This is a genomic window from Sphingomonas trueperi (assembly GCF_011927635.1).
Taxonomy (GTDB): domain Bacteria; phylum Pseudomonadota; class Alphaproteobacteria; order Sphingomonadales; family Sphingomonadaceae; genus Sphingomonas; species Sphingomonas trueperi.
Genome location: NZ_JAATJB010000006.1, coordinates 144,422 through 165,265 on the forward strand (window position 1 = coordinate 144,422; position 20,844 = coordinate 165,265).

Consider the following 20,844-nt stretch of genomic DNA (forward strand, 5'->3'; position numbering starts at 1 on the left):
CCGCCCATGTTCCGACGCCCAACCATCCGCTACGGCCAGACCCCCGAGCCGATCACACCCTATCAGCGCGCCGCCCAAGCCTGGGACGACAGGATCGGCTCGGCCCGCGTGCAGGCGAAGAACTGGCGGCTCGCCTTCTTCGGCGCGTTGGCGCTCTCGGGCGGACTTGCAGGGGGCCTCGTCTGGCAATCCGCGCGAGGCCATATCGTGCCGTGGGTCGTGCAGGTCGACAAGCTCGGCGAGGCACAAGCCGTCGCGCCTGCAGAGGCCGACTATCGTCCGACCGATCCGCAGATCGCGTTTCATCTCGCGCGCTTCATCGAGCAGGTGCGCAGCATCCCTGCCGATCCGATCATCGTCCGCCAGAATTGGCTTCGCGCCTACGACTTCACCACCGACAAAGGCGCGCTGTTCCTCAACGACTATGCACGGGCGAACGACCCCTTCGCTCAGATCGGCAAGGTCCAGGTCGCGGTGGACGTGTCGAGCGTGATCCGTGCTTCGCCCGACAGCTTCCGGGTGGCCTGGACCGAACGGCGCTATCAGGACGGCAGCCTTGCCGCCACCGAGCGCTGGTCGGCCATCCTCACCGTTGTTTTCGTGGCCCCGCGCACGCCCGACGCCCTGCGCAAGAACCCGCTCGGGGTCTTCGTCAACGCCCTCAACTGGTCAAAGGAGCTGTCGCAATGAGACGCCCAATGCTTCGTCGCGCCGCCTCGGCGGTCCTGCTCGCCACAACCTCCGTGCTCGCCGCTTGCGCCACCACGTCAGCCAAGCCGCCGGCCATAGCCTATGACAATCCGCCGCCGGCCGAGATCGCGGCCACTCCGGCGCCCGAGCCGCCCAAGCCGGTCGAGGTGGTGGCGATCCCCGAGCCGCTGCCGCTTCCCGGCCAGTTGAAGCCAGTCGGCGAAAGCCCGCGTCCGCCGGAATCCGCCGATCCGCGCAACCGTGTCGGCGCGGCTAACGCGGCTGCCCGCATGCAGCCGGTGCGCGACGGCTTCCTCAATGCGATCCAGCAATATCCGTGGACGGACGGTGCGCTCTATCAGGTCTATGCCGCGCCCGGCCAGGTGACGGACATCGCGCTTCAGGAAGGCGAGCAGCTCGTCGGGGCCGGGCCGGTTGCGGCGGGCGATACCGTGCGCTGGATCATCGGCGATACGACCAGCGGCGCGGGCGCGACAGCTCGGGTGCATATCCTCGTTAAACCAACCCGGCCCGACCTTTCGACCAACCTCGTCATCAACACCGACCGGCGCACCTATCATTTGGAACTGCGCGCGGGTGCAGCAACCTACATGGCGTCGGTGAGCTGGACCTATCCGCGAGATGCGCTGATCGCCTTGCAGGGCCGCAACGCTGCTGCCGCAGCCACCGTGCCGGTCGCGGCTGGCGTGGACCTGACAGCGCTCAATTTCCACTATCGGATCGATGGCGATCGTGCGCCGTGGCGGCCGGCCCGTGCGTTCGATGATGGTCGGCAGGTGTTTATCGAATTTCCGGCGGGGATCTCGCAGGGCGAGATGCCGCCGCTGTTCGTGACCGGTGCGGCCGGCGACGCCGAACTGGTCAATTACCGCGTGCAGGGCCGTTACATGGTTGTCGATCGCCTGTTCGCCGCCGCCGAGCTGCGCCTGGGCGACAAGCGCAGCGAGCAGCGCGTGCGGATCGTGCGCGACGATGGCCGGGAGCGGCGCTGATGAGCGATCCTTCCGACATTCCCGCCGCCGAAGCGGTCGCGGCTCCGGCCGACCGCCAGGCCTTCCAGCTCCGGGGCGATCCGCCGCGCGTCATGCGGCTTTCGCGAAAGGCGCTGGCTATGGTGGGCATCGCCGCCGGTCTCGGCATCGGCGGCTCGCTGATCTATGCCTTGCGGTCAGTCGGTCCGCACGAAGCGAAGGAACTCTACAACACCGACAGTCGCGCGGGCGAGGCGATCACATCCGGTCCCAAGGATTACGGCCAGGCTCCAAAGCTCGGGCCGCCGCTCCCGGGTGATCTCGGTCGTCCGATTGTGTCCGCGCAGCAGCGCGGGGAGGCTGTTCCCGTGCCGCCGATCGGCGCGCAAGCCGGTCAGCCCGATGCCGCCGCCCGAGCCGAGGAAGCAGCGCGCCAGCGCATCAGCCAAGAGCGTGACGCAGCGCGGACCAGTTCGGTCTTCCTGGGCGGCCGCACGGCCACCGTAGCCGGAGCGGCAGCGCAGCCCATCGCCGCCGTGCCATCGGACGCGCCGGCCCCCGCACAGCAGGCCGCCAGCCAGGGCGACCAGGCCGCAAAGCGGGCCTTCATGGCGCAGGCGTCCAACCAGCGCACGGTCAGCGTCGAGCGGCTGACCGCTCCGGCATCACCCAACATCGTCCAGGCTGGCAGTATCATCCCGGCCGCGCTCATCACCGGCATCCGGTCGGACCTTCCCGGCCAGATCACCGCTCAGGTGACGCAGAACGTCTATGACAGCATCACCGGCCGAATCCTGCTCATCCCGCAAGGCGCACGGCTGATCGGCGAATATGATAGTCAGATCACCGCCGGGCAGACCCGCGTGCTGCTCGCCTGGGATCGGCTGATCCTGCCGGATGGCCGCTCGATCGTTCTCGAACGCCAGCCAAGCGCTGATGCCGCCGGATATGCAGGCTTGCAGGATCGCGTCGACCAGCATTGGGGCAACATGCTCAAGGCCGCCGCGATCTCCACCCTGCTCGGCATCGGGGCCGAGATGACGACGAACAACAACAACTCGCTGGTGCAGGCGCTTCGCTACGGGACGCAGGATACCGTCAATCAGACAGGGCAGCAGATCGTGCGCCGCCAACTCGGCGTGCCGCCGACGCTCACCATCCGGCCGGGCTATCCCCTTCGCATTGTCATCACCCGCGATCTTGTCCTCGAACCCATCGGAGGAACGCGATGACCAAGTTGAAGCTGGGGCCGCTGGCCGACGACAGGCCGATCAAGCTCACGATAGAGTTGCCGGCTGCCGTGCATCGTGACTTGCAAGCCTATGCCGCGGCGCTGGCGGCCGAGACAGGCGGCTCGCCTGCCGCACCCGAAAAGCTGATCGGGCCGATGGTCACGCGGTTCATGGACACAGATCGCGGTTTTCGGCGGCGGCGCGCAAAAAGCGATTGAAGCTTGCGGGCCTCAGTGGCCCATGAATTTCTTGAAGCGATCCCGACCCTCGGCTTCCGTCACCGCCTGCTGGGCGTTGGCGCATTCGTCGCCGCGCACCGAGCCGTCTCGGCATCCGGCGACCACGCGCCGCGCTTCATCGAGGTTGGCGGTGAAATACTGCATCCCACGCGCCGCCCCTGGTTCGGCGATCACGGGGGCAGGACTGACGGCCATCGCCGACGTGGCAGGCGGCATGATGATCGGACGCAGCACGAATCCCGCGCCAAATCCGATGGCGAGCATGGCGAGAGCGACGATGAATATCTTTCCTTGCATCATGATGTTTAGCTCCCAAGCGAATATTATTCCGCCGGATTCTCCGAGATGTTGAAGGATAGCGCGTAGCGGGTCTTTATGAAATGGAGGAAGCGCCGAAGTGCGGGATTACTATTGTCGTCGTGCCAGTATCCCGAATATCCGATCAGCATCGGCCCTTGCTCGGCATGAACGGGCCGATAAACCACGTCGGGATAGCGCGCCCCGGTGCTACCTTCGCAGACAATGGTGAGGCCAAGTCCATCGCCTAGCAGGTTCAAGATTGTCTCGCGGCTGCATTGGTGCATTCTGACGTTTGCTTGCATTCCTAAGACGGACAAGCGGCCGAGTAGCATGTGGCGGATTTCCGGGCCGGGGTCCGTTGCGGGGAGAAGAAAACGCTCACCGCGCAGATCGGTCCAATGCACTGTCTCGCGTTCGGCCAAGGGATGGCTGGCAGGTAATGCGACCAGTACGCGCTCGCTCCAGAACGGCTCACGTCGATAGCCGTCGTGGTCCGCTTCCCCCGCCAGAATGGCGATATCTATCTCCCCAATATCAAGGCCAGCAAGCAGGACGGCTCGTTCTGCTTCTACTCCATCCAAGTCGACGTCTGGATGAGCACCGCGCCAGCCAATCACAGTGGCCCGCAGATTACCGGCCGACAATGAACAATAATGTCCGATCATCAACCCGCCAGCGCGACCCTGACCAGCGGCGCGCGTCACGGCGATCAGTTTATCTGCACCAGCGACCATCGGCCTGGCGCCCCGAATAAAGTCTTTTCCTGCGATGGTTGCGCTAACTCCCGAGCGAGACCGCTCAAAAATCTGGACTCCGATTACTCGCTCTAACCTGGCGACGTTTCGACTCAGCGTGGATTGTTCCACGCCCAATGCCCGCGCTGCTTTGTAGAAGCTACCATGATCGGCGGCGGCGATGGCATGGCGGAGCAGGCGGATATCGAAGGGCATTCATTTGCTGCCAGATTCGATAATATTGGGGCGAGGACATATCTCCAGATATCTCCCCGCCCCGCTCGCCAGCGGTTTGTTCTTATTGCTAGCGAGCCCTGACCGTCCAGCTTTCCTCTGGGGGCGAGGAGATGGCAATAGGCGGTCGGTCAATGTTTCGATGTGGTTTAGACGATCAGCGCGCATTTCAGTGCTTTCGTAGCTCATCAATGCTTTTATGAGTGTCCGGCGTGGGGGCAGCCATTTTGCGTTTCCCGCGCAGCACATCGATTTCATCCTGCCGGCGTCGCAGATAATATTCGCGCGCTGTGACATAGGGTTGTGCCTGTGCTCGTTGCTCGCGAAGATCTGCGTCAAACCGGATGCGCCGGTCGAGCGCCCGCGGCACACCGGTCCCTGCGCTGTAGGCCAATCGGTTAAACGGAACGCCGATGGCGGTGGGCAGCACCATGCGATCCATCAGGCCGCCAATCAGGTCCCGGACTGTCGTCGGCCCAACCACTGGCAAAAACAGAAATGCTCCGGGCTTCACGCCATAGAATCCGAAGCTATCGGCGAACCCATTGGGACGATGCGGGAGGCGGAACGGTTTTCGCTTGGCAATATCGAATAGGCCCGCCGCGCCAAGCGTCGTGTTGACCGCGAAGCGGCCGACGGTCTCGGCGGCCTTGCCGACCTTGTGCTGGATCAGGAAATTCAAAAAAACGACAGGTTCGTCGAGATTGGCGAACGCGTTGTGCAGGCCATCACGTATTGGTCCAGGGACGATATGCCGATAGCCCATGGCCACTGGCGCCACCACGGCATGATCGACAGACTGCGTGATTTCAAACGACTTGAGGTTGGCTGGTTCCAGCGGGTCGACGTGGGCTGAGCGCGACGAGGCTGTGACGACAATTGTGTCTTTTGCGTCCGCTGTACCATTCTGGCTTGATGCGTCCTGGCTTGCTGGGCCTTCTTGCTCAACGGGAGACTGTGGGGCCGATGGCGCCAGTTCGAACGCCGGTGGCGTGATGGCGGGCCGTGTCGCGTCTGATGCGGGGCGCGCTACGGCCGAATTTGGCTGCGCCGGCACCGACGCGACTTGATCTGGTCCGAGAAATGGCGGCGGTGAAGAAACTTCGCTCGCGACCGAGGCAAGGAGCAAGCACAGCATCTTATCTTTTCTCCTCGTCCGGCGCCCAGATGCTGTGTGAATCGATCTGAAGCTTCAGGAGCGCCCGGTCGGCTTCCGACCGGGCATCAATTTCCAGGCGGTGCGCCTCCTGCGCCTGCCGCCGGACATAAAGAAGATCGGTCAGATCGATCTGGCCGAGTTGATATCCTCGCGCCATCTTGGCGGCCGCGTCGGCGGCGCTGTGCATCGATAGATCGGCGTTGCGCCAGGCATCGTAGCGGGTGCGGGCGTTGGAAAGGTCCGCATTGGCGATGGCCTGGATATTGCGTTGTATCGCCGCCAATTCCATGCGCGCGGCGTTGGCCTCGGCTGAGGCTTGATCGGCCGCCGCCCGGCGATAGCCACCGCCGAGGGGGATCGAGGCGACGATACCCGCGCCCTTTTCCATTCCGCCGCGCTCGCTGAACAAACGGACTCCGAACGATGGATCAGCGATACGATCCGCCCGAACCCGCTGAGCCGTGACGCCGAGGCGCTGCGCTTCCTTGTCCGCTGCACGAATCTCGTGGCTGCGCTCGATCACGAGATCGCGCATCGTCTCCAGCCCCACATCGGGAAGCGTCGGGGACGCAAGTTCCGGGGGCTCGGATGGCAAGGGAATGTCGGGGAAGGCCGCGGCGAGGGTGACACGCGCCTGCTCGCGGATAGAGAGGGACGATGCCGCCTGTGCGCGGGCCTGAGCGAGCGCTGCTTGCGCCTGGTCAAGATCGAGCTGGGCGGCGTCACGCAGCGCGACTCGCCGTTTCACCGCCGCGATCGATTCTTCCAGCCCCCTGACCGTGTCCATATCGTTTCGATAATGAGTCCCGGCAGTCAGCCAGTCGTGCCAGAGGCTCGACAGGATCAGCGCCGTCTGGTGACGGACATCCTCCATCTGGTTCTCGGCCACCTCGATCCCCAGGGCGCCAGCCTTGCGGTCCAGCGCGGCCTTGCCCGGCAGGCGGAAAGGGCGGCTGATCGTCGTGTCGAACTCGTCGAAACCGCCCTCGCGATCCACCGTGCGGCGGATGTAGCTACCGCTCACCGTCACTTCATGCGGGCCTTTGCGAAGCATGTCGCCGCGCGCTCGCGCAGCCTCGATACGGGCAAGCGCGGCGGCAACGCTGGGATGACTGTCCAGCGCCTCGTTGACCTTCTCTGCCGGCGGCAGGTCGGCGCGCTGGGCGAGCGCAGGCGTTGCGCCAAATGCAAGGCAACAGGCAAAGGCGACGACCCGCATCAGGCGATCCTTCCCTGATCGACGAGCGGAACGGTTCGCCAACGCACTGGCAGATCGTGCCGTGCTTCTTTCACTGCGCGAAGCAAATCCGGCACCATGTCCTCACCGACGATCAGTTCGATAGTCGTGCGCTTGAGTTCGCCGGAGACCCGCTCTGCTGTCCCGGCATCGTCGAAGTCACGACCACGCACATTCTCCGCCCGGATATGAATCGGCGCCCGGGAGATCGCGCGGATGGAGTCGATTAGCCCTTCGGCGTCCGGGACAGCGCAATGCAGGGTGAACAGGAGATCAGGCATTTTCGGGTTCTCCCGCGCTTTCGCCGAAGCGCTCGAACAGGATCGGCAGCAGGATCAGCGTCAGCAGGGTGGAAGTGATGAGGCCGCCGATGACGACGATGGCGAGCGGACGCTGGATCTCCGATCCAGGCCCGCTGGCGAACAAGAGCGGCACCAGGCCGAAGGCGGTGATGCTGGCGGTCATCAGCACGGGCCGCAGTCGCCGCTGCGCGCCGAGCCGTACCGCCTCGGCCATGCCTAGCCCTTCCGTGCGGAGCTGCCGGAAATAGGCGACGAGCACCAGCCCGTTGAGCACCGCGATGCCGAGTAGGGCGATGAATCCGACCGAAGCAGGCACGGAGAGATATTCGCCCGACACCCAGAGCGAGACCAGACCACCGACCATGGCGAAGGGGATATTGGCGAGGATCAGCAGCGACGCGCGGAGCGAGCGCAGTGTCGCCAACAGCACGAGGAAGATCAGTCCCAGCGCGATCGGGATCACCGTCATCAGCCGTGCCGAGGCGCGCTGCTGATTTTCGAACTGGCCGCCCCAGACGATGCTGTACCCTGCCGGAAGCCGTACCTTCGTCGCCACCGCAGCCTTCGCCTCATCGACATAGCCGACCAGATCGCGCCCGGAGACGAATGCCTGCACCAAGGCGAAGCGTGAACCATTCTCATGGTCGAGCTTGACCGGCCCCTGCGTGCGCGCGACCCGCGCCATGTCGCTGACGCGCGCGAGCGTGCCATCAGGCGTGCGCAATTGCAGATCGGCGAAGCGCGCGGCGTCTTTCCGAAGGCTCTCATCGCCTCGGATGACGATCGGCGTCCGCTTCTGCCCTTCCGCCACGACACCCGCGCGCATCCCCTCGACCTGAGCGCGCAAGGCATCCTGCATTTGGTCGACCGGCATTCCGAACCGCCCGGCCGCTGCGCGGTCGATGTCGAGTTGAAGATAGTCCACGCTGTCGTTGGCGACCGTCAGCACTTCCGAGGCACCGCGAACGCCCGACAGCGTGTGCTGGATCTGGCCGGCGAGATCGGCAAGCGTATTGAGGTCGGGGCCGAAGATCTTGACCGCGAGATCGCCGCGCGCACCGGTCAGCATCTCTGAGACGCGCATCTCGATCGGCTGGGTGTAGCTGGGAGTGATGCCGGGAAGCCCCTCCAGCGCCTTGCGGATTTCCTCGATCACAAAATCCTTGTTGCCGCGCCATTCGGAGCGTGGCTTCAATCGGACGAAGCTGTCGGTCTCGTTGAGGCCCATCGGATCGAGGCCGATTTCGTCCGAACCGACGCGGGCGATCACGTCCTCGACCTCGGGCACGGCCCGGAGCGCGCGTTGCACGGCCAGATCACCGGCAACCGACTGGTCGAGGTTGATCGAAGGCAGCTTGGTGAGTTGGACGATGACCGAGCCCTCGTCCATCGTCGGCATGAAGGTCTTGCCAACCGCGCCATAGGCTATGCCAGCCAGCACCAGTCCCAGAGCAGAGAGGCCATAGACCAGCCTTTTGCGCGCGAACGCGCCGTCCAGCAGCACGCGGTAGCGCGGGCCAAGCTGGCGCATGATCCACGGCTCGCCATGGTGGCCGCTTTTGAGGCCGAAGGAGGACAGTACCGGCACCAGCGTCAGCGCCAGCAGGAGAGAGCCTGCGAGCGCGAAGACGATGGTGAGCGCGACAGGGGCGAACAATTTGCCCTCCAACCCTTGCAATGAGAGCAACGGCAGGAACACCAGCGCGATGATGAGGATGCCGGCCGAGACCGGGACGATCACTTCGCTGGTCGCACGAAACACATGGTTGAGCCGGGGCGTATCTCCATCGTGATCGCGGCCGAGCCGTTCGACCACATTCTCGACCACCACCACCGCGCCATCGACCAGCATCCCGATCGCGATCGCAAGCCCGCCAAGGCTCATCAGATTGGCGGAGAGGCCCATGCCGCGCATGAAGAGGAAGGTGATGAGCGCCGCCATCGGCAAGGTCGCGGCGACGATCGCAGCAGCGCGCCAGTCGCCCAGGAACAGGATCAGCAGCACGACGACGAGGACGGTCGCCTCGATCAGCGCTTCTTCGACCGTGCCCACCGCCCGTTCGATCAGGTCGGAGCGATCGTAGAACACATTGATACGCGTGCCAGCGGGCAAGCCGCGCTCGACCTCGGCGAGGCGCGTGCGAACGCCGTCCACCACCTGCCGGGCGTCCGCCCCGCGCAGCGCGATCACCAGCCCTTCGACCGCTTCGGCGTTGCCGTTCTTCGTCACCGCGCCATAGCGAGTGAGGCTGCCGCTGCCGACCGAGGCGACATCGCCCAGCCGTACGATGCGCCCATCACGGCTGGCGATGACGAGCGATTGCAGGTCTTCGGCATTGCGGATCGCGCCAACCGCGCGGACGATCAGCGCTTCCTCGCCATTGGCGAGGCGTCCCGCGCCATCGTTGCGATTGCCGCTTTCGATTGCCGCACGCAGATCGGCAATCGAAAGCTTCGCGGAGGCCAACGCCACCGGATCGGGCCTCACTTCGAAGGTGCGGACATAGCCGCCGAGCGCGTTGACGTCCGCGACGCCGGGCACGGTGCGCAGCGCCGGGCGGATCGTCCAGTCGAGTAGCTCACGCTTCTGCTGGAGCGATAGCGGCCCTTCGATCGTAAACATGTAAACGTCGGAAAGCGGCGTGGAGATCGGCGCCAGACCGCCCGTCACCGATGCGGGTAGATCGCCCATTACGCCCGACAACCGCTCGGCGACCTGTTGGCGCGCCCAATAGATGTCGGTGCCATCGGTGAAATCGATGGTGATGTCGGCGATGGCGTATTTGGCCGCTGAGCGCAGGATCGCCTGATTGGGGATGCCCAGCATCTCCTGTTCGATCGGCGTGATAACGCGGCTTTCTACCTCCTCCGGCGTCATGCCGGGGGCTTTCAGGATTAGCTTCACCTGTGTCTGGGCGATGTTTGGATAGGCGTCGACCGGCAAGTTGACGAAGGCCCATATCCCTAGCCCTGCCGTCACAGCGGCGAGCAGCAGGACGAGCAGGCGATAGGAGAGCGCTGTGGCGACGAGCGAACGCAGCATCGGCCGGGCCTAGCGCGCCGCGGCGAGCGCCTTGAGCGCGCTCGTGCCGGAGGTCACCACCTGTTCACCGGGCTTTACGCCTGAGAGCAGAACGATCCGGCCGTTGCTGGCCGTTCCGCTCGTCACGGGGCGAACCGCGTAACCGCCCTGCGCTGCCACGAACACGGCCGACCTGCCGTCGATCATTGTGACGGCGGTCTCCGGCACGCTGACCGCGCCCGCCGGTGCGGGACCGGAAATCACGATGCTGGTCGCCCGGCCCGCGACGACGCCTGGCCCTGCCGGGATTTCCGCCTTGAGGCTGGCCGAGCGCGTTGCGGGATCGATCGTCGAACCGACGGCGATAATCCGGCCGGAAATGTCAGGTGGCAGATGCACGGTCATACCAAGCCGCACCTGACCGACCAGCCGTTCGGGCAGTTGCCCGATGACTTCATAGCGGTTTGCGGCATCGATCACATAAGGCGCGGTGGTGCCGTCGACCGGATTGCCTGTCTGGATGGCCGCGCTGGTCACGCGGCCCGCGATCGGCGCGGTCAGCGTATAGGAGCCGCTGCCGCCATGGCCGCCCACCATGCGCAGGATACGCGCCTTTTCCGATACGTCCGCATTGCTCTCGGCGGCGATGGCGCGCGCCTCGTCCGCGCGGGCTGGAGCGATGATGCCCTCCCGGCTGAGCTGCGACAGGCGCGCCGCATTGGACTGCGCAACGCCCGCACGCGCATGGGCGCGGGTGAGGTCCGAGCCGAGCGTCAGCACTTCGCGACTGGCGACGGTTGCAAGCGCCTGTCCCTGCCGCACGCTGTCGCCTTCCACCACATACGTCCGGGTGACGACACCGGGGAAGGTCGCGGCCACCGCCACGCGGGCGTTGGCTGGAGGCTGGATCACCGCTGGAATAGTGACGAGCGGGGCTTCCTCGGCAACGGTCGCGGCGGTTAGACGAATGCCCATTTGCGCCGCGCGCTTTGCATCAACGACCAACACCCCCGCGGCAGTCTGCGCTTTATCGGCAGGCGCTTTCGCGGCGGTGGGTTCGGAATGCGGCGCAAGCCACCAAAAGGCCGCCAAAGCGAGCGGAACGGCCACGCCTGCAATCGGATAATATCGTCTGGACATGCCATCCGGCTAGGCGGCGAGTCTGACGGAACCCTGACGAGACAGGCGACAGGTCAATCGGCAGTCAGGGTTCGGGGAAGCGCAGTATCAAATCATGGCGATCGGGATCGGTCTCGAGCGTGCCTTCGTGCGCGGCCATGATCCGCTCGACGATGGCGAGGCCAAGCCCAGCGCCGTCCTTGCTGGCATGATCGGCGCGGCGATGGCGTTGCACGAGATTGCGTAGCCGGTCTGGCGGCAGGCCAGGCCCTTCGTCACGCACGCTGATGCTTGCACCCGGACCAACAAGCACCTGGATGGCGCCGCCGGCCGGAGTCACCCGCACGGCGTTCTCGATGAGGTTGCGCAGCGCCGCCGAAATCGCCTCGCGCCGACCCCGCGTGACGGGCGCGTGAATGCCAGTCACGAGTTCAATGGTCTTGCCTCCGGCAATGATGGCCGGCGCGGCCGCCCCGACGACATCGCTTGCCACATCGCTCAGCGATATCTGCGCCAGCGGGATCTGGGCGACTGCATCGGCATCGATCTGCGCCAGCAGCATGAGCTGATCGATCAGCCGACGCATTGCCGCGACATCCTTTTTGAGCCGCTCCGCATCGTCATGCTCCAACCGATCGAGTTCGAGGGACAGCAAGGCGAGCGGTGTGCGCAGTTCGTGCGCGACATCGGCGGCGAAGGCTTCCTGGCGCTTCGCCGCTTCGTCGAGGCGCGCGAGCAGGTCGTTGACGGCGCTAGTGAAAGGCAGCGCTTCGGTAGGCATCTGCGAATTGTCGATACGGAAGCCGCGCTCATGGCCTTGCACCGCCTCGATCTCCGCCGCTACCTCTTCGAGCGGTCGGAATGCCTGGCGGATCACGCGAAGCACAAGCACGGTAACGGGGATCATCAGAATCGCCACCGGCAGCGCAACATGCTCAAGCATTTCGCGGCTGGCGCGCGCCATCGCCGCTTGCGCATCGAGATGGGCGAAGGTGAAACTGTAGAAGAAGACGACAGCAGCCAGCAGCAGGAAGGTGCCGACCAGACCGATCAGGCCCAGGCCGCGTTTGAGGCGTCGCGATACGGATCGGCGATCGGTCACGCGCCATTGTCCTTCAGCATATAGCCAACGCCTCGAACGGTATGGAGCGCGCCGGTGACGTGAGCATCCTCCAGCTTGCGCCGCACCCGCGAGATCGTGGCCTCGATAGCATTGGGCGTCACAGGATCGCTGAAACTATAAAGGGCATTCTCAATCACGGCGCGATGCACGACCGTTCCCGCGTGCCGCATCAACAATTCCAGCAGATCGGCTTCGCGGCGCGACAGATCGATCTCCTGATCGCCAGCGCGGGCGGTGCGGTTGGCGACGTCGAAATATAGTCGTCCTACCTCGATCACCGGCTGTATCCGCACGCCGGGGCGACGTAGCAGCGCGCGGATGCGCGCTGCAAGTTCATCGATCTCGACCGGCTTCACGAGATAGTCATCCGCTCCGGCATCGAGGCCCGTGATGCGATCCTCCAATGCCCCGCGCGCGGTCAGCATGATCGCGGGCGGCATCTCGTGATATTTTCGGCGGCTCGTAAGCCAGTCGGTTCCGTCGCCATCGGGTAGCCCAAGGTCGAGCACGATCGCGTCATAGGTTGCGCCGCCCATCGCATCCTCGGCCGCTGCAAGGCTATGGGCGACATCACACACGAAGTTCCGGCGCTGGAGGCCGTCTGCGACCAGCGCTGCCATTCGCGCATTATCTTCGATGACGAGAAGACGCATGAATCACTGGAACCTTCGAGGGAGATGATGATCGCTGGCCATGATCCGTTCTAGCAGGGGGCCGTCAGAAGTCTTCAATCCTTGTCCTCGTGATGTTCATGGGCGCCATCGCGCATATGCGGTGTGAACGCGGTCGGCTCGCTCCGAAGGATCAGGATCACCGCCAGGATGATGGTGGCGCTGCCGACCAGCAGCGCAAGTGCTCCGGGCGCCCGCGCGTCACGAGTATCAGGATGAAGACCGGCTCTCTTGCGGCCGGTGACCATCGCGCGAACCAGATTTTCACGAGTGAGAAACGACATCAGGACAACGGCGCCGACATGGAGGGCGACGAGCGCCAGCAAGCCATAGGCAAGCGTTTCGTGGAAATCCTTGTCGAGCTTGTGCGCCGCGACGCTAACACCGCTCCAAAGGACGATTCCGGTCAGGCCAAGCAGGGCGAGGACGGCGATCGCTCCGAGCGGATTGTGTCCGACGGAGCGTTCCGGACGGCCGGCGAACAGCTCGCGCACATGCGAGCCGATCGCCGTCGGTTTGATGAAACGCGCAAAGCGGGCATGTTCGCCGCCGACCAGGCCCCAGACCAAGCGAAACGCCAGCAGCACAGCGGCGCACCATCCTGCCACCATATGCCAACTGGCGATCGGGCTGTCGTCTTCGGACGATAGAAAAGCCACCAGAATGGCCAGAACGAGCAGCCAATGGAACAATCGCAGCGGCGCGTCCCAGACCTTCAACGTGTCCGCCTGAGCGAGATTTGTCATACAATTCTTCCTTCCCGAAGGAAGGGCTAGGCAGATTGTCTGACCGAATCCTGACGAGAACGAGGGGCTATACGACCGTCCCGAACAGCCGCCCGATCCCTGCTGTTGCCGCCATGGCGAGCGCCCCCCAGAATGTCACCCGCAAGACCGAGCGCACCGGCTGCGCGCCACCGGCCCATGCGCCGAGCGTACCGAGCAGTATGAGGAACAGCAATGTCGCGGCGATCTCGATCGGCACGAGACTGGCGCGCGGCGCGACAGCGACCAGTGCCAGCGGCATGAGCGCGCCTGTACTGAAGGTCGCCGCGGAGGTGAGCGCCGCCTGGAGTGGACGGGCGGTCACGACTTCGGAAATGCCAAGTTCATCGCGCGCATGGGCGCCCAGCGCGTCGCTGGCCATAAGCTGATCAGCGACGCGAAGCGCCAAGTCCTTGTCGAGCCCGCGCGCCACGTAAATCTCGGCCAGTTCATTGCGCTCAAGGTCTGGTTGACCGGCCAACTCGCCGCCTTCTCGGGCGAGATCGGCTTTCTCCGTATCGGCCTGCGAACTCACCGACACATATTCCCCGGCGGCCATGGACATCGCGCCTGCGACCAGCGCTGCTGCGCCAGCCACCAATATCCCCGACTTTTCGGCGCCTGAAGCGGCAACGCCGACGATCAGGCTGGCCGTCGACACGATCCCGTCGTTGGCGCCGAGTACAGCGGCACGCAACCAACCGATGCGTGACACCGCATGACGCTCAGGATGGGTTCGCAATCTGCTCATAATGTCCTCGCAAAGCATAGGGTGGTTGTCAGCCTTTTCTGACGAAACCCTGACGGCCGGCATCGCGCACTGGCATGGATGATATAGACCGCCGGCGCGGCAGCCCTGGCCGCCATCTCACCGGGGCCGCGGCTCTCGTTTGACTGGCGCTGGGAAGTGCGCGCGCATGGACCAACCCCTCCGACGTGGTGCATTGTGTCAGCCAACAAAGACCGTCAGCCATGCCGCGCCGATGATCAGTAACTGGGCTGGAATGACACGGGCGGCAAAGGCGCGCGTTCCCACCGTTGCGGAAAAGAAAATCTTGGCGAGGGTACTGGTGGTGCAGGCGGTCAGGATAGGAAGGATGGCTTGCGGCGCGGCCATCGTGCCGTCGGCGACCTGTGCCGCTAATGAAATCACCGCGGCATGAACGTCCAGCACCCCGCCGATCGCGGCTACGGCGATAAGCCCAGCATCCCCGAACCAGGCTCTGAGGGCCGCTGCGGACATCAGCATGATCGCCACCGTGGCGGCAAAGGTCAGTGCCATCAGCAGATTGAAGGACCTGCTCATTCTCGGCGGTTCAGCCGTAACCTCGCGCCAGGCCGCGAGGGTCAACCATCCGCCCGACAAAAGTGCGGCCAGTCCGGCTGCGCCCACCGGCAGGATGGTAGCAAGAAAGGTACGATGGTCCGTTGCCTCGATCACCACGGCCATCTGCGCATAATTGGCGACGGTCGATAGAACCGCCGCTGCCGCACCCGCCGCGGCGGAGGCGGGATTGGCGCGAACCCAGGCACCCATGGCCCCGATAGTTGCCGAGCTGGAAACGAGCCCCGAGATGAGGCCTAGTGCGGGCACCCCCAGGCGCGCACCCAATAGCCGCGTCGCCACCTGGCCCAGCGCGTTGATCCCGAGGATCATGACAACGACCATCCAGATCGAATGCGGATTGAGCGCGTCGAATGGCCCCATCTGCCGGTCCGGCAACATCGGCAGCACGATCAGGGTGGCGCCGGCGATCAGCAGGATATCCGCAATCTCGTCCGCGCTGATCGTCTGTCCGACGAAGCGATGGAGCGGATCGCGGGCTGCCAGCACGATCGCGATCAGCACCGCAAGAGCCCCCGCCAGCAACGGCGCAGTTACGGCAAGCGCCCCAAGCAGCGTAGTGGCGACGAGGCTAACTTCCGTGGTGATGCCGGGGTCGGTTGTATTGCGCCTGCGCCAACTGCTCAGCAGGGCCAGCGCGGTCATGCACAGCATCACGATCGCGATCATCCACTGCTGCGGCATCAGAGCTGCACCACAGCCCAGTAAGGCAGCGATCGTGAAGGTGCGCAGCCCCGCTGCGGCCGGACGGTGGACCTTGCGCCGCTCGCGCTCCGCTCCGATCAACAGGCCGATGCCCAGCGCAACCGGGAGGTGGTGAATGAGGCCGACGTCGTCCATGGACAGGGTTCTGTGCTCCTACGCGCCGAGCTAGAGGCAAGCACTTCAAAACCCCTCGCCACGATGCACTGACAATCAACTCGGACCACTCGGTGGCGGCTGGCCACGGGAGGATCGGGAGCGGCGGCGCCAGGGGGCAACGCCGCCGCTCCACGTCCAACCAATAGCTAGAAGGTCGCCTAACTACGGTCGGCGTTCATGACCTTGGTCCAGGCCCGCACGAAGTCGTCCACAAACTTCTGCTTCGCATCGTCCGAGGCATAGACTTCGGACACCGCGCGCAGCTCTGAATTGGAGCCGAACACGAGATCGACCGGGGTGGCCGTCCACTTCGCGGCGCCGGACGCGCGGTCCTTGCCTTCGTAGAGCCCCGGCGAGCCGACCGACTTCACCCAGACCGTGTTCATCGACAGCAGGTTGACAAAGAAGTCGTTGGACAGGTTGCCGGGGCGAGCGGTGAAGACACCATGTCGAGTGTTTCCGGCATTGGCGCCGAGCGAGCGCATACCACCGACGAGCACCGTCATTTCGGCGACCGTCAGGCCAAGGCTATCGGCCTTGTCGACCAGCGATTCAGCCGGGCCGAGATCGGCCCTAGCCGAATAGTAGTTGCGGAATCCATCGGCCTTCGGTTCGAGGAAGGCGAAGGAGGCAACGTCGGTCTGTGTCTGCAATGCATCGACCCGGCCCGGCGTGAAGGGGACCGAAACCCGCTGTCCTGCCCGATCCGCCGCCTGCTCGACAGCGGTGTTCCCGCCCAGCACGATGAGATCAGCCAGCGACACTTGCTTACCGTCCTTGCGGCCCTTGATGAAGTCCGCCTGGATGCGCGTGTAAGCCGCCAGCACCTTCTTCAGCTCTGCCGGATCGTTGACCACCCAATTGCGTTGCGGGTCGAGGCCGACGCGAGCGCCATTGGCGCCACCGCGGCCATCTGTGTCCCGGTAGGTCGAGGCCGAGGCCCAAGCCGCACGCACCAGTTCGCCGGTGGAGAGGCCGGAAGCGACGATCTTGGCCTTGAGCTGCGCGACGTCGTTGTTGTCGATCATCGCATAGTCAGCCTTGGGCAGCGGGTCTTGCCAGACGAAGGTCTGGTTCGGGACGTCCTTTCCGAGATAGCGGGTCTGCGGCCCGACGTCGCGGTGGGTCAGCTTGAACCAGGCGCGAGCGAAGGCGACGGCGAATTCTTCCGGATGCTCGCGCCAGCGCGAGGTGATCTTCCGGAAGCCCGGATCTTCCCGCATCGCGATGTCGGTGGTGAACATGATCGGCGCGTGCGTTTTGCCCGCGACATGGGCGTCGGGCACCAGGGCCGTCGCTGCCGGGTCGCTGGGCACCCACTGCACCGCGCCGGCGGGGCTCTTGGTCTTCACCCAGGTGAAGCCGTAGAGGTTGTCGAGATACTGCGTGGTGAAGGTGATCGGATTGGCCGACCATGCGCCTTCCAGGCCGCTGGAGACCGTATCTTCCGCATTGCCCTTACCGCATTTGTTGGCCCAGCCGAGGCCCTGCTGTTCGATCGGCGCGACGCCGGGATCGCCGCCGACGCAATCATCGGGTTTATGCGCGCCATGCGCTTTGCCGAAGGTATGGCCACCAGCGATCAGCGCGGCGGTTTCCTCGTCGCTCATTGCCATGGCTCCGAAGGCACGGCGAATATCAGCCGCCGCCGCCAACGGATCGGGATTACCGCTCGGACCTTCGGGATTGACGTAGATAAGACCCATCTGTGTCGCTGCCAGCGGTCCGCGAAGATTACCCTTCTCGTCCCGCCGTTCGTCCATCATCATCTTGGTTTCCGGTCCCCAGAAGACGAGGTCCGGCTGCCAGGCATCGACGCGGCCGCCCGCGAAGCCGATGGTCTTGAAGCCCATATCCTCTAGGGCGACGTTGCCGGTCAGAACCATCAGGTCGCCCCAGGAGAGCTTGCGGCCATATTTCTGCTTGATCGGCCAGATTAGCCGGCGCGCCTTGTCGAGGCTCACATTGTCGGGCCAGCTATTCAGCGGCTCGAAACGCTGCTCGCCACCACCGGCGCCGCCGCGGCCGTCCCCGGTGCGATAGGTGCCCGCACCATGCCAGGCCATGCGGATGAAGAAGGGGCCATAATGCCCATAATCCGCAGGCCACCACGGCTGCGAAGTGGTCAAAACCTTGCGGATGTCGGCTTTGACCGCATCGAGATCAAGCGAGGCGAATTCCTTCGCATAGTCATAGTCCGCACCATAGGGATTGGATTGCGCTTCGTGCTGACGCAACGACCTCAGATCGAGGCTTTTGGGATACCATTCCTTGGCCGTCGGTGCCGCGCTTTGGGCGAAGGCGGCCGGCGAGATCGCCATGACGGCTATCGCCAATAAAGATATTGTTGTCCTACGCATTATGTCCTCCTGTTGTGGTTGAAGAAGTGGGAGTCCCGTGGACGGTTGGGCCGCCCGTGCCGCCCGTGCCGCCCGTGCCGCCCGTGCCGCACGACAGCAGGCGCCGCCATACAAAATCGGAATTAGGGGAGGGGATGACGCGACCGTTCATTGGGCCGGGGATTTCAGGTAGGCGGTCAGCGCCGCGCGATCGGCGGGTTTCGACGGACCTATGATGGGATCGCAGTTTGCTCATCATGTCCTCACAAGGCGGCATGGGGATTCCAAACTTTCCTGACGGAACCCTGACGAGCCGTATCGTTCAATCATGTGGGCAACATTCGGGATGTAAGCCGACTTCTTGTCGGTCAGCATCGGAGCTTGAATTGGCGGGGATTGCCAATTCTAGCCGGATCATGACTTCCTTCCTCCTCTTGTTCCTGATCGTTTTGGGCATCAACCTCCTGCCTGCCTTCGGACCACCCACCTGGTCGATCATCGTCTTCTATGGTCTAAACAGTGATCTGCCGATCGCATCGATCGTCATCGTTAGCGCGCTTGCCGCCGCCTTGGGGCGGCTGTTGCTCGCCCATAGCTTCCGGTTTCTCGGCGGCCGCCTACCGGAAAAACAGAAGCGCAATCTCGGCGCTGCGCGCGAAGCGCTAGAAGCGCGGCCGCGCAATATGATCCTCGGGCTTGGTTTGTTTGCTCTGTCGCCCTTGCCATCAGCGCAATTGTTTGCCGCGGCGGGACTGGCAAAGGTACGCCTTCTTCACTTCACTGCCGCGTTTTTCGCAGGCCGCCTCGTCTCCTATTCGATCTACGCGGCGACCGCTAAGGGGCGCGTGCCATCGGACTAGCCGACAACGGCGCGCCGCGTGGAATCGCGACCGCGTTCATCCTCGGCCTGCCGCTCGGCGCGCTGATCGTTTCGCTGCGGGGGGCTATCGACGCCAGCTTTCCCGGACCCAGCCTGCTCGTGGTCGCTGGTCTTCTGGTCGGCTTCGGCACGCGTCTCGGTTCGGGTTGCACCAGCGGTCACGGCGTCTGCGGGGTCTCGCGCCTGTCGCTGCGCTCTGTGCTTGCGACTGCTCTTTTCATGGCCAGCGGCTTTGCCACGGTCGCCATCATGCGTTTGGCCGGTTGGGTCGCATGAAGGCGATCCTGGCCTTGATCTCGGGCATGCTGTTCGGTGCCGGGCTTGCCATCTCAGGTATGGCCGATCCGGCGCGCGTTCATAGCTTCCTAGACCTGTTCGGACGCTGGGACCCGACGCTGGCATTCGTCATGGGTGGCGCGATCATTCCGATGGCGATCGCATGGATAATCCAGCGACGTCTGGAACGCCCTTTGGCCGACGCTGCCTTCAATCTGCCCGAGACGCGCGAGTTGAACGGAAAGCTTGCGCTTGGAGCGATCCTGTTCGGCATGGGCTGGGGCGTGGGCGGGCTATGTCCTGGCCCCGCATCCTTAAGCGCCGCCGCGGCATCCACCTTGCCATCGTGGAGCCGAGCGCGGACCACTACTATCAGCCGGGCTGGACGATGGTGGGCGCAAGGGGAGCGGTGATCCCGCTCTATCCCAAGGGTAGCATTCCGGCGCTGGGCGTGCCCGAAGCTCGGGACACGCAACCGGACGGCGAAACGCTGATCTATGATGTCAGCGAACCAGCATTGGAACTGTTCCGGCCAGCGCCGGGGCAGGCGAACGGCACTGCCGTCATCGTCGCGCCAGGGGGCGGATTCGTGGCGCTGGGCTATACGCGCGGCGGAACGGAAATAGCGCAAGCGCTGGCCCGTCACGGCTTCACCGCGTTCGTTCTCAAATACCGGACGATCCGGAGCGGCGACGGCCCGATGCGGATGCCCGATGCCCATATGCGCGAGATGGACATGGTCATGGCGCGGGCGAAAGGCGGCGAGCCCGTCGAGATGCCGGCGTTCGCAGGCGAACCCCATGCGATCGAAGACGGCGCGCGCGGGGTAGCCATCGTGCGCCAACGCGCCGCCGAATGGGGCATCGATCCGCACAAGGTCGGCGTGATCGGTTTCTCGGCGGGGGCCTATCTCGCGGCCGATCTAGCGATCGGCGCGAAGCCGTCGCGCCCTGACTTCGTCGGGCTGATCTATGGCGGTTTGCGCACCCCTGTCCCAGCAGATGCGCCCCCGGCGTTCATCGCCGGCGCTGCCGACGATGAGTATCAGCCGAACGATCCCATATTGCTCTATTCGGCTTGGCGACGAGCCGGAGCAGCCGCAGAGCTGCATCTGTACGAGCGCGGCGGGCACGGGTTCGATCTGCGTCCTCAGGGCACGACAAGCGACCACTGGTTCGATGAACTGATCTGGTGGTTGCAGGCACGCGGCCTCGTGACGCCGACGGGTAGCCCGGCTGACGCTCTTCGCACTACTATCGGCGGCGCACGGCGACACGCTGCATCAGCTGACGTGGAGTGACGGCGCTATAGTAGGGCAAACGGCG

At 64.6% G+C, this 20,844-nt stretch carries 20 protein-coding genes and 1 pseudogene; 8 read left to right on the forward strand and 13 right to left on the reverse strand.

Going from position 1 to position 20,844, the window contains the following annotated elements; translation table 11 throughout:
• Nucleotides 1–6 precede the first annotated feature (6 nt).
• From trbF to GGR89_RS11955, 4 genes are read left to right on the forward strand one after another with little or no spacing between them, the layout of a single operon-like run.
• Complete coding sequence (gene trbF / locus GGR89_RS11940; RefSeq protein WP_086129748.1) at nucleotides 7–690, forward strand: conjugal transfer protein TrbF; 684 nt, start codon at nucleotides 7–9, stop codon at nucleotides 688–690.
• Nucleotides 687–1,703 (forward strand): P-type conjugative transfer protein TrbG, encoded by a 1,017-nt coding sequence (gene trbG / locus GGR89_RS11945; protein ID WP_086129749.1) that lies wholly within the window; start codon nucleotides 687–689, stop codon nucleotides 1,701–1,703. Before trbF ends, trbG begins: the two co-directional genes overlap by 4 nt.
• Nucleotides 1,703–2,914, forward strand: coding sequence for a TraB/TrbI/VirB10 family type IV secretion system protein (locus GGR89_RS11950; RefSeq protein ID WP_086129750.1), 1,212 nt, complete (start codon nucleotides 1,703–1,705; stop codon nucleotides 2,912–2,914). The genes trbG and GGR89_RS11950 overlap by 1 nt, the downstream gene beginning before the upstream one ends.
• Nucleotides 2,911–3,132, forward strand: coding sequence for a DUF2274 domain-containing protein (locus tag GGR89_RS11955; protein ID WP_086129751.1), 222 nt, complete (start codon nucleotides 2,911–2,913; stop codon nucleotides 3,130–3,132). Before GGR89_RS11950 ends, GGR89_RS11955 begins: the two co-directional genes overlap by 4 nt.
• Before the next feature lie 12 nt (nucleotides 3,133–3,144).
• On the opposite strand, the gene GGR89_RS11960 is transcribed toward GGR89_RS11955, so the two are convergent.
• The 13 genes from GGR89_RS11960 to katG all read right to left on the reverse strand — a co-directional run bounded on the left by GGR89_RS11960 (nucleotide 3,145) and on the right by katG (nucleotide 18,345).
• Nucleotides 3,145–3,453 carry a hypothetical protein gene (locus GGR89_RS11960; protein ID WP_086129752.1) on the reverse strand — a complete coding sequence of 103 codons (309 nt, stop codon included), beginning with the start codon at nucleotides 3,451–3,453 and terminating at the stop codon, nucleotides 3,145–3,147.
• A gap of 23 nt (nucleotides 3,454–3,476) precedes the next feature.
• Complete coding sequence (locus GGR89_RS11965) at nucleotides 3,477–4,403, reverse strand: LysR family transcriptional regulator (RefSeq protein ID WP_086129753.1); 927 nt, start codon at nucleotides 4,401–4,403, stop codon at nucleotides 3,477–3,479.
• Nucleotides 4,404–4,590: 187 nt separating this feature from the next.
• Nucleotides 4,591–5,559, reverse strand: a complete 969-nt coding sequence (locus GGR89_RS11970) for an MlaA family lipoprotein (protein ID WP_086129754.1) — start codon at nucleotides 5,557–5,559, stop codon at nucleotides 4,591–4,593.
• A gap of 1 nt (nucleotide 5,560) precedes the next feature.
• Nucleotides 5,561–6,799, reverse strand: coding sequence for a TolC family protein (locus GGR89_RS11975; protein ID WP_126001287.1), 1,239 nt, complete (start codon nucleotides 6,797–6,799; stop codon nucleotides 5,561–5,563).
• Nucleotides 6,799–7,098 (reverse strand): DUF3240 family protein, encoded by a 300-nt coding sequence (locus tag GGR89_RS11980; RefSeq protein WP_086129756.1) that lies wholly within the window; start codon nucleotides 7,096–7,098, stop codon nucleotides 6,799–6,801. Before GGR89_RS11980 ends, GGR89_RS11975 begins: the two co-directional genes overlap by 1 nt.
• Complete coding sequence (locus GGR89_RS11985) at nucleotides 7,091–10,162, reverse strand: efflux RND transporter permease subunit (protein WP_086129757.1); 3,072 nt, start codon at nucleotides 10,160–10,162, stop codon at nucleotides 7,091–7,093. The genes GGR89_RS11980 and GGR89_RS11985 overlap by 8 nt, the downstream gene beginning before the upstream one ends.
• A 9-nt stretch (nucleotides 10,163–10,171) precedes the next feature.
• The gene (locus GGR89_RS11990; RefSeq protein WP_086129758.1) at nucleotides 10,172–11,281 is read right to left on the reverse strand and encodes an efflux RND transporter periplasmic adaptor subunit; all 1,110 of its coding nucleotides are present in this window, start codon (nucleotides 11,279–11,281) and stop codon (nucleotides 10,172–10,174) included.
• A gap of 64 nt (nucleotides 11,282–11,345) precedes the next feature.
• On the reverse strand, nucleotides 11,346–12,362 hold the full coding sequence (locus GGR89_RS11995; RefSeq protein WP_086129759.1) for a sensor histidine kinase: 1,017 nt from the start codon (nucleotides 12,360–12,362) through the stop codon (nucleotides 11,346–11,348).
• Nucleotides 12,359–13,036 carry a response regulator gene (locus GGR89_RS12000; protein WP_086129760.1) on the reverse strand — a complete coding sequence of 226 codons (678 nt, stop codon included), beginning with the start codon at nucleotides 13,034–13,036 and terminating at the stop codon, nucleotides 12,359–12,361. Before GGR89_RS12000 ends, GGR89_RS11995 begins: the two co-directional genes overlap by 4 nt.
• Before the next feature lie 74 nt (nucleotides 13,037–13,110).
• On the reverse strand, nucleotides 13,111–13,800 hold the full coding sequence (locus GGR89_RS12005; protein WP_086129761.1) for a cytochrome b/b6 domain-containing protein: 690 nt from the start codon (nucleotides 13,798–13,800) through the stop codon (nucleotides 13,111–13,113).
• Nucleotides 13,801–13,867: 67 nt separating this feature from the next.
• A complete protein-coding gene (locus GGR89_RS12010) occupies nucleotides 13,868–14,569 on the reverse strand; it encodes a VIT1/CCC1 transporter family protein (RefSeq protein WP_086130084.1) in 702 nt (233 codons plus the stop codon).
• A 198-nt stretch (nucleotides 14,570–14,767) separates the two neighbouring features.
• Nucleotides 14,768–16,003 carry an MgtC/SapB family protein gene (locus GGR89_RS12015; RefSeq protein WP_086129762.1) on the reverse strand — a complete coding sequence of 412 codons (1,236 nt, stop codon included), beginning with the start codon at nucleotides 16,001–16,003 and terminating at the stop codon, nucleotides 14,768–14,770.
• Between the two features lie 179 nt (nucleotides 16,004–16,182).
• A complete protein-coding gene (gene katG / locus GGR89_RS12020; RefSeq protein ID WP_241213352.1) occupies nucleotides 16,183–18,345 on the reverse strand; it encodes a catalase/peroxidase HPI in 2,163 nt (720 codons plus the stop codon).
• 434 nt (nucleotides 18,346–18,779) lie between these two features.
• On the opposite strand from katG, the gene GGR89_RS12025 reads away from it, so the two are divergent.
• The 4 genes and pseudogenes from GGR89_RS12025 to GGR89_RS12040 all read left to right on the forward strand — a co-directional run bounded on the left by GGR89_RS12025 (nucleotide 18,780) and on the right by GGR89_RS12040 (nucleotide 20,819).
• Nucleotides 18,780–19,223 (forward strand): hypothetical protein, encoded by a 444-nt coding sequence (locus GGR89_RS12025; RefSeq protein ID WP_086129764.1) that lies wholly within the window; start codon nucleotides 18,780–18,782, stop codon nucleotides 19,221–19,223.
• Nucleotides 19,205–19,519, forward strand: a pseudogene (locus GGR89_RS12030) (YeeE/YedE family protein); the annotation flags it as partial. The gene GGR89_RS12025 and the pseudogene GGR89_RS12030, both read left to right, overlap by 19 nt.
• Nucleotides 19,516–19,932, forward strand: coding sequence for a DUF6691 family protein (locus GGR89_RS12035; protein WP_241213353.1), 417 nt, complete (start codon nucleotides 19,516–19,518; stop codon nucleotides 19,930–19,932). The pseudogene GGR89_RS12030 and the gene GGR89_RS12035, both read left to right, overlap by 4 nt.
• The gene (locus GGR89_RS12040; RefSeq protein WP_206431121.1) at nucleotides 19,929–20,819 is read left to right on the forward strand and encodes an alpha/beta hydrolase; all 891 of its coding nucleotides are present in this window, start codon (nucleotides 19,929–19,931) and stop codon (nucleotides 20,817–20,819) included. Before GGR89_RS12035 ends, GGR89_RS12040 begins: the two co-directional genes overlap by 4 nt.
• Nucleotides 20,820–20,844 lie beyond the last annotated feature (25 nt).

Coding starts and splice junctions, on each gene's coding strand:
- trbF (WP_086129748.1), top strand. CDS start 7: ATGTTCCGACGCCCAACCATCCGCTACGGCCAGACCCCCGAGCCGATC.
- trbG (WP_086129749.1), top strand. CDS start 687: ATGAGACGCCCAATGCTTCGTCGCGCCGCCTCGGCGGTCCTGCTCGCC.
- GGR89_RS11950 (WP_086129750.1), top strand. CDS start 1,703: ATGAGCGATCCTTCCGACATTCCCGCCGCCGAAGCGGTCGCGGCTCCG.
- GGR89_RS11955 (WP_086129751.1), top strand. CDS start 2,911: ATGACCAAGTTGAAGCTGGGGCCGCTGGCCGACGACAGGCCGATCAAG.
- GGR89_RS11960 (WP_086129752.1), bottom strand. CDS start 3,453: ATGATGCAAGGAAAGATATTCATCGTCGCTCTCGCCATGCTCGCCATC.
- GGR89_RS11965 (WP_086129753.1), bottom strand. CDS start 4,403: ATGCCCTTCGATATCCGCCTGCTCCGCCATGCCATCGCCGCCGCCGAT.
- GGR89_RS11970 (WP_086129754.1), bottom strand. CDS start 5,559: ATGCTGTGCTTGCTCCTTGCCTCGGTCGCGAGCGAAGTTTCTTCACCG.
- GGR89_RS11975 (WP_126001287.1), bottom strand. CDS start 6,799: ATGCGGGTCGTCGCCTTTGCCTGTTGCCTTGCATTTGGCGCAACGCCT.
- GGR89_RS11980 (WP_086129756.1), bottom strand. CDS start 7,098: ATGCCTGATCTCCTGTTCACCCTGCATTGCGCTGTCCCGGACGCCGAA.
- GGR89_RS11985 (WP_086129757.1), bottom strand. CDS start 10,162: ATGCTGCGTTCGCTCGTCGCCACAGCGCTCTCCTATCGCCTGCTCGTC.
- GGR89_RS11990 (WP_086129758.1), bottom strand. CDS start 11,281: ATGTCCAGACGATATTATCCGATTGCAGGCGTGGCCGTTCCGCTCGCT.
- GGR89_RS12000 (WP_086129760.1), bottom strand. CDS start 13,036: ATGCGTCTTCTCGTCATCGAAGATAATGCGCGAATGGCAGCGCTGGTC.
- GGR89_RS12005 (WP_086129761.1), bottom strand. CDS start 13,800: ATGACAAATCTCGCTCAGGCGGACACGTTGAAGGTCTGGGACGCGCCG.
- GGR89_RS12010 (WP_086130084.1), bottom strand. CDS start 14,569: ATGAGCAGATTGCGAACCCATCCTGAGCGTCATGCGGTGTCACGCATC.
- GGR89_RS12015 (WP_086129762.1), bottom strand. CDS start 16,003: ATGGACGACGTCGGCCTCATTCACCACCTCCCGGTTGCGCTGGGCATC.
- katG (WP_241213352.1), bottom strand. CDS start 18,345: ATGGCGATCTCGCCGGCCGCCTTCGCCCAAAGCGCGGCACCGACGGCC.
- GGR89_RS12025 (WP_086129764.1), top strand. CDS start 18,780: ATGACTTCCTTCCTCCTCTTGTTCCTGATCGTTTTGGGCATCAACCTC.
- GGR89_RS12035 (WP_241213353.1), top strand. CDS start 19,516: ATGAAGGCGATCCTGGCCTTGATCTCGGGCATGCTGTTCGGTGCCGGG.